The sequence below is a fragment of the Indolivaga capnocytophagoides DSM 22835 genome (assembly GCF_000426485.1).
Classification (GTDB): Bacteria; Bacteroidota; Bacteroidia; order Bacteroidales; family Dysgonomonadaceae; genus Dysgonomonas_A; species Dysgonomonas_A capnocytophagoides.
In genome coordinates, this window is record NZ_AUFL01000017.1 from 104643 (window position 1) to 110871 (window position 6229).

Genomic DNA, 6229 nt, shown 5'->3' on the forward strand with positions numbered 1-6229 from the left:
GATATTTCGAAGCAGAATCATTGCGATACTTTAAAAGATATAGGCAATGTATAATATGTATCAACTGCGAATCCATTACTCTTCCCTGCATTCCAGCGAGGCATAGCTTCGACTACACGCACAGCTTCTTTATCTAATTGGGGATCTAAGCTTCTCATGACTTCTACATTCTTAATATAACCTTGCTTATCAACTACAAAGCGAAGCACTACCCTCCCTTGAATACACGATTCTGAATTTGTATATTGGAGATTCTCGGCTATAAATTGCCGTAAAGCTTCTTCTCCACCGGGGAATGAAGGCATTTCTTCTGATATACAACAAATAAATCCGTCCGGTTTCTCTGGAATACTATCGGGTACAGGCTCTCTGCAAATAGGATAGGAACAAGTAAGAACGTTTACGACCTCATCTACGCAGTCAGTAATAACAGGAGGAGTAAAGCATATCTCAGAAACAGAAAAAGTCTTGACCAAAGTATCCTTTACAGATTTAAGACTAATACGATTAGATAAAGAATCTTTCTCCATCACCTTACCTTGAGCTTCCGCTCGTTTATCAGTACACGCTATCAGCGCAAAAATAAGAAAGATAAGTAAGAAGTTGTCTGTTTTCATGGTCTCACAAGTTTAGATTATACTTAATAGAGTATATTCCATCTTGTATTCCATAAATATTCAATCAGAGGTTATTCAATCAGAGGTATGTTATTTTTCGCATATTCGAGAGACGATGCATTGAAATGCCACCATTCACCACGAATAGCTATAAATCCGGCATCAGTCATTATACGGCGGAGAAGTTTGCGGTTATCGACCTGCTCTTTTGTCAAAATTCCTTCCGACACAAGCAGGTCTTCTTTATTGATACCGGCAGCACGCCCGAAGAAATCGAACGGAGTGCCCATATCCAAAGGATCTCCATTCTCTTTGCAGATGGTCAGATCCACAGCCATTCCGTAATTGTGCATTCCTGTGCGTGAAGGGTTAGCTACATAAGCATGAAAAGGTGTATTCTGAACTACTGCATACATCTTTTTCTGTACCGACATAGGACGGGCGGCATCATAAATGAGCAAAGACAGATCGGGATGCCCATCTTTCAACAAACGCTGAGCTCTTAGCAGTTTATCTACTGCCATAGGATGCAGATAAGCCTGATATAAAGAATCATAAAGTACAACTTTCGTAAAATTGTCTGTTGTCGAATATTTTATCTCTACAAATATAGAAGAATCTAATAACTGTACATCTTTTAAACCCAACCCTTCTAAATAAAGAGATATTCGGGACTTAACGGGTTCTATTTTCTCAACCGAAATGGTATCTTGTTTTACCTCCGAAAGTACATCTTCTGTTGTATGATTGTCTGACTTTTTATCACGTGAATCCGAACAAGCGGAGAACACCAAGAGTATACAAGCCAAAGACACGATCAATTTACATCGGGTCGACATCATAATGAATAAGTACTGATTTATATTTTTCATTTTGCAAAACGTAGCTGTGACATTGGTCTATTATTTCCCTTACTTTCGATGGCGAAGCCTGATTCTCAATCTTAAGTAATATCTTTCGGATATACAACGACTGAATACGGGAAACCATCGGTTTGGTGGGACCAAGAACCCTTTCTCCAAATGTCTGATTGAGTATCCTGCCCAGATCGTTACTCATCGAATCAACCAACCTTTCGTCTTTTGCTCTCAGGACAATTTCTATCAGACGGAAAAACGGCGGATACCTGAACAACTGCCGTTCGTTTATCTGAGTTTCATAAAATGCCTGATAATCATTCGTTCGTATATAAGCAATAACAGGATGCCCCGGATGTGCGGTTTGAAGCAATACACGCCCCCGTTTATTTCTCCGTCCGGCACGCCCACTGACCTGCATCATCAACTGAAAAGCTCTTTCGTGAGCCCTGAAATCGGGATAATTCAACATCGAATCGGCATTCAGGATGCCTACTACACTTACATTATCAAAATCCAATCCTTTCGATACCATTTGTGTACCTATCAGTACATTCGTATTGTTCAGTTCAAAGTCCGTAATTATACGTTCATAAGCACGTTTGCTTCGGGTCGTATCCATATCCATGCGTACAACATTCGCCTCAGGTATCTGTTCCTGCACAAGTTCTTCTATACGCTCGGTTCCATATCCCTGCATATCCAGAGTCTGAGTCTTACATTCGGGACATATGGTAGGGATAGAATACACCGCTCCGCAATAATGGCAAACCATCACCCGCTGTCCTTTATGCAGGGTAAGGCTTACATCGCAATGTTCACATTTGGGTGTCCACGAACAGGTTTTACATTCGAGCAATGGAGCAAACCCTCTTCTGTTCTGAAAGAGAATAATCTGCTCGTGCTTACTCAGCGCAGCCTTCATTTCGTCCACTAAGGGCGGAGATAGAATGGTCTTCATGAGCTTGCGTTTTCGCAGATCTTTGGTATTAACCGTGATAATTTCGGGTAATTCAATATCGGCATAACGCTTCGACAAAGTCACAAGCCCAAAGCGTCCGTTTAAAGCATTATAATATGTTTCGATAGCTGGAGTAGCGGTTCCCAGCAGTACTTTCGACTGTGTGATTCCGGCTAATACTATCGCTGCGTTTTTAGCATTATAACGAGGCGACGGATCTTGTTGTTTGTAAGATGCTTCATGCTCTTCGTCAACGATGATTAACCCCAGTTTTCGAAAAGGAACAAATATAGCAGACCTTGCACCTAGTACAATTTTGCATTCGTCTTTCGACAATAATGACTGCCACGTTTCGGCACGTTCATTATCATTAAATTTGGAATGATAAACCATCAGCTGACTGCCGAATACCGATCTCAACCGGTCTGTGATCTGTGTAGTCAAAGATATTTCGGGCAAAAGATATAGTACTTGTTCCCCCCGTGCAATGGCTTCCTGTATCAGCTTGATGTAAACTTCGGTTTTACCCGATGATGTTACCCCGTGCAGCAAAACTATCTGCTTGCTTTCGAAAGCAGTAAGTATTTCATCATGGGCTTTTGCCTGATCGGGACTTAATATTTTTTGATAGTTAACAGCAGTATCGGAATAATCGAAGCGTCCGGTTTCATATTGAAAGCTGTCGAAGATACCTCTTTCAACCAAAGCATCTGCAACAGCAGCGGTTACTCCCGCTTCTTCCAATAACTGTTTTTTCAGAATATAAAAGTCATCCGAGTTATTGGCTTCGTGTCTCAGTTGGAGAAATACGAAGAGTAATTGCTGTTGTTTCTTTGCCCGTTTCAGGTCATCTATAATCAGCGATAATTCTTCTTCTGTGTAGTTTCTTGCTAATTTGTATGCAGTTTCGGTCTTTGCCGAATATTTGTTTTTGACTCTTTCGCTGATATATGCAGCTCCTTTATCAACAAGTGATTTTACATACGGAATAGCATTTGCGATCTTAGTCTGTTTTTCTATTTCGGATATCCGTAAAGGTTTTGTGTCGGAGAGAAGATAGTATATCTTTTCTTCATTTGGGGTAAATTTCTGATGTGCTTCGAAATCGGGATCAAGCAGAACGTGAGTTTCGCTTTCGAGCTTCATGGCTGCAGGAAGGGCAGCCTTCATTACCTCGCCCAAGGTGCACATGTAATACGATGCAATCCATTCCCAGAATTGCAGTTGCTCCGGCAATACGACCGGATATTTATCTAAAACGGAGATTATTTCTTTAATCTCCGTTTCTATCTTTTTATTTTCATGTATATGATGTATAATAGCCGCATAGTATTTTTTCTTTCCGAACTGTACTATTACCCTGCAGCCTATATCAATCTCATCTTTCATCGAATCGGGAACCGAATAGGTGAAAACTCCCTGCAAAGGCAACGGAACTATTACATCAATATACGTCATTTATATTTCTCAGAAGAAGTAAGTAAGGTTTACACTCCAGTTATCAGGGCGTTTTTTTACTATATTACCCCAATGTGCATTATCACCATAATTATCGGTCAATGACTTACGGTAATACATTCCCACCTCAAGATGATTAAGCAATTCAACACCGGCTCCGGCATTCAAACCCATACCATATGATTTTGATTTCCATTGCTGGTCAACACCCTTAACATCACCTCCGCTCAGTTTAAACTCGGCATAAGGTCCTGCTTGGATAAATACTCCGAAAAGACCCATTATACTGAATTTCTTTTTAAGATTCAAAGGAACTCTCAGATAATTATAATCGGATAAACTAACATCATCGTTGCCGTCTTTAAGTCCTTTTACATCATATTGTTGATGTCCGTACAAAACAGACAATTCACCACCCCAACCTACAATCGGAGCCATTAATTCCATCGTTCCTCCAATTTGAAAACCTAAACGGTTATTCGCATTCAAGATGTCTTTATTGATACGGTTACTACTTACATCAAAACCACCTTTCACCCCAAAACGTAATTGAGCGTTCGCTTGAGCTGCTCCGATAAAAACAAGGGCTGCAACAGCCAAGCATTTCATAAAACTCATGTAATTTTTTTTCATAATAAAATTTGTTAGAAAATAAAGAGTTCTGTCAGTTAGTCTATCAGCAGATAAAGAGCACACATAATTCTTTTCTAAACAGGCTTTTGACTATAACTGATGTATTTCTTACAGATGCTATACAATTCCTAATAGGTACAAAGATAAGAATTCTTCTTAAATCAAATACTTCCGGAATAATAAGATGTCCCGCGTTCATTAGTTCACGCATACTGTGTATTACTAAATGAAACAATCTATTGTTTTTTTTGGTTCATAAGTTCCTGCTTTTTTTCATCCTACATATATAGGATACTTTTTATTTAAGAAATCGATATTTCCAAAATAGACATCAATCACCTTTATTTCGGTAAATATTTATAGTTTTGTAAAACTAACCAACAATATATTTTACTGATGAAACAACTACTCTTTCTTTTATTTTCAATTATATTATTTACATCTTGTTCGGATGATGATAATAATAATCAGGATCCTATTGATCAGCCAACTGAACAAAACAAATACAAAACAGGAACCGATCTCTCTAAAACTTATCCTTTAGCAAAGCCCCACTCTACGTTTACCGGCGAAGCATTCCACGCCCTAGGCTATGGCTACGACATTACGGGTAAATATGCTCACCCCGATTGGATAAGAAAAAAGATTGTAGATGCTCAGAAATTTGAAGATGACCATTATTATGATGTTATGCATCATTGGAAGGTATTTGTGCATGGAGGTTGGGGAACTAAGACCGGGACAAGAGAAGATATTACAGCTCAATTATTAAAGGATGAAAAAATTGTAATCGGAAATTCTTCAACAGAACATAATAACATATTCAAAGCCATGTTCGAAATGCCGTTCGAAAACGACACTACTTACAGCGATCTTAAATACTTTTATGCAATGGATGCATTTGTAAGTAGTTGGTACGAACATTATTTTGATCTTCGAAGTTATGAGGATCTATCTATTCTTACCAATTACCTAACGGACGAATTTAAATCGGATTTAAATTCAAAATCGGCTGATGAGATCATAAAATTATACGGAACACACGTTTTGATGGATATTATCGCAGGTTGGAGACAGGACTTCTATTACAGGTCTACATCCAATTCACAGCTGCAAGAAAAAATGGTTAGTGCCAGCGGTCGTTTTCTGAGTTCTACTCCGGGCATATTAATGGAACCTCTTCCTCAGGATCCAGAAGAAAAGGAGAATCTCTATTCCGAATATATCAGTGGGGTAAATCCGACTGAAAAGCCAAATGCCTGGATGTTTGACATTACGAACTATGAGGACAAGGTAAAATTTGATTTACGTAAAAATGCGATTGAGAGAGAAAGTACAGTTCTTGTCGATTTCGGAAAAAGATCACTCAAAGGAGCTGTAATCCCCATTTATGAATTCGTTGCAGATGCCGCTAAGAAAGAAGCTTTGACAAAGGCATATCAGGCATATCTGAATAAATAAACAGAACTAAAGATACAAAGAGAAAGCCAGATGTAGGATATTAAATTACATCTGGCTTTTATGTTTATATAAAAAGTAAAAAATCGAATCTGCATAGTAAACAGATACTCAGGCCGTACCATTTCTTGGAAATATCGTTAAAAACAAAAAGAAGCCGCTATAAAAGCGACTTCTCATGTAGCACGACCGGAGATAATTATTTCATAATATATCAGCGTGTTATATATTTCAGTCCGAAATAA

5 protein-coding genes are annotated in these 6229 nt (G+C 38.7%); 1 reads left to right on the plus strand and 4 read right to left on the minus strand.

Annotated features, from left to right (window positions below; all coding sequences use genetic code 11):
• Positions 1-17 precede the first annotated feature (17 nt).
• The 4 genes from K322_RS20290 to K322_RS0110490 all read right to left on the minus strand — a co-directional run bounded on the left by K322_RS20290 (position 18) and on the right by K322_RS0110490 (position 4526).
• Complete coding sequence (locus tag K322_RS20290; RefSeq protein WP_051290753.1) at positions 18-617, minus strand: energy transducer TonB; 600 nt, start codon at positions 615-617, stop codon at positions 18-20.
• Positions 618-688: 71 nt separating this feature from the next.
• On the minus strand, positions 689-1489 hold the full coding sequence (locus K322_RS0110480) for a M15 family metallopeptidase (RefSeq protein WP_260203789.1): 801 nt from the start codon (positions 1487-1489) through the stop codon (positions 689-691).
• A complete protein-coding gene (priA, locus tag K322_RS0110485) occupies positions 1440-3893 on the minus strand; it encodes a replication restart helicase PriA (protein ID WP_026626850.1) in 2454 nt (817 codons plus the stop codon). The genes K322_RS0110480 and priA overlap by 50 nt, the downstream gene beginning before the upstream one ends.
• Before the next feature lie 9 nt (positions 3894-3902).
• Complete coding sequence (locus K322_RS0110490; RefSeq protein ID WP_051290754.1) at positions 3903-4526, minus strand: porin family protein; 624 nt, start codon at positions 4524-4526, stop codon at positions 3903-3905.
• A 396-nt stretch (positions 4527-4922) separates the two neighbouring features.
• On the opposite strand from K322_RS0110490, the gene K322_RS0110495 reads away from it, so the two are divergent.
• Entirely contained in the window at positions 4923-5987 is a 1065-nt protein-coding gene (locus K322_RS0110495; RefSeq protein ID WP_026626852.1) for a hypothetical protein, read from the plus strand.
• The last annotated feature ends 242 nt before the right edge of the window (positions 5988-6229 follow it).

Bases quoted from the DNA above. Each gene is read 5' to 3' on its own strand.
- K322_RS0110495 (WP_026626852.1), top strand. From the start codon at position 4,923: ATGAAACAACTACTCTTTCTTTTATTTTCAATTATATTATTTACATCT.
- K322_RS0110480 (WP_260203789.1), bottom strand. From the start codon at position 1,489: ATGAAAAATATAAATCAGTACTTATTCATTATGATGTCGACCCGATGT.
- priA (WP_026626850.1), bottom strand. From the start codon at position 3,893: ATGACGTATATTGATGTAATAGTTCCGTTGCCTTTGCAGGGAGTTTTC.
- K322_RS0110490 (WP_051290754.1), bottom strand. From the start codon at position 4,526: ATGAAAAAAAATTACATGAGTTTTATGAAATGCTTGGCTGTTGCAGCC.
- K322_RS20290 (WP_051290753.1), bottom strand. From the start codon at position 617: ATGAAAACAGACAACTTCTTACTTATCTTTCTTATTTTTGCGCTGATA.